Below are 1,064 nucleotides of genomic sequence, written 5' to 3'. Positions count from 1 at the left end.
GCGCGGCGGGCGACGACGAGGTCGTCGAGACCCAGGACGGTGCGGAGGCCGACGACTCCGAGGTCCAGTTCCCGGTCACCTGCTTCATCGACAACGACATCCCGCTCTACTCGCAGCGCCGGGTCCAGGCGGTCGAGCCGTCGGACGCCGAGGTGATCACGTTCCAGGCCGCGCAGTCGCTGCTCCGCGAGGACAAGACCGGGTCGGACGGGGTCGAGGGCCTGGTCAACGCCTCGATCGACCGCGTCACCGTGGACCGCGTGACCGCCGAGCCGATCGACGAGGCCGTGAGCACCCTGCAGTTGGTCGCGACCGGGGCCGAGGACTCCGCCCCCACCGGGTTCGTCCGCAACGGCCTGCAGTACAAGTTCCCGTTCGACACCGAGCAGCGGGACTACGACTACTTCGACGCCAGCACCTTCACCACCAACCCGATCTCCTTCGTCGGTGAGACCACCGTCGGCGGCATCGACGCGTACGAGTTCCGCCAGGAGCTCGGCCCGATCGACATGTGGTCCTCGATCCGCGACCACTTCGCCTCGATCACCGACGGGTACGACCCCGCCGTGGAGGCCGTGCTGGCCAGCTACCGGCGCGAGGGCATGACCGCGGGCCAGTGGGGCCTCGAGGGTGACCCGGAGCGCGAGGTCGACATGCGTCGCTACTACACCAACACCCGCACGGTGTACGTCAACCCGGAGACCGGCCAGGTGATCAACGGCAACGAGAACATCTACCAGTTCTTCGCCGAGGACCAGGACGAGGCCGAGGCCTTCTTCAACGACGCGGCGGGCATGGAGGAGGAGAAGGCCGAGCCCACCCGGACGGCCGTCCGATTCGAGTCCGGCTGGAACGAGGAGACCAAGGAGATCACGCAGTCCGCCGCCCAGGAGACCGCCGACACGCTCAACACGTTCGGTCGCATCCTGCCGGCCGTGCTCGGTGTGCTGGGCGTGCTGGCGCTGCTCGGTGGCATCCTCCTGGGTGCCCGCAGCGGTGCCGGCGGGCGCACCACCCGGGGCACGCGCGACACCCGCGGTGTGCGCGGGGACGGTGGCGCCGGG

At 69.8% G+C, this 1,064-nt stretch carries 1 protein-coding gene; it reads left to right on the top strand.

Translation table 11 applies throughout. From position 1 onward, the window contains the following. Nucleotides 1–1,064: DUF3068 domain-containing protein (locus tag G6022_RS14435; protein ID WP_182691831.1), on the top strand; the 1,064-nt coding region annotated here is incomplete at both ends.

It is taken from the genome of Dietzia sp. Cai40, assembly GCF_014145165.1.
Taxonomy (GTDB): Bacteria; Actinomycetota; Actinomycetes; order Mycobacteriales; family Mycobacteriaceae; genus Dietzia; species Dietzia natronolimnaea.
This window is presented reverse-complemented; position numbering and strand designations above follow the sequence as displayed.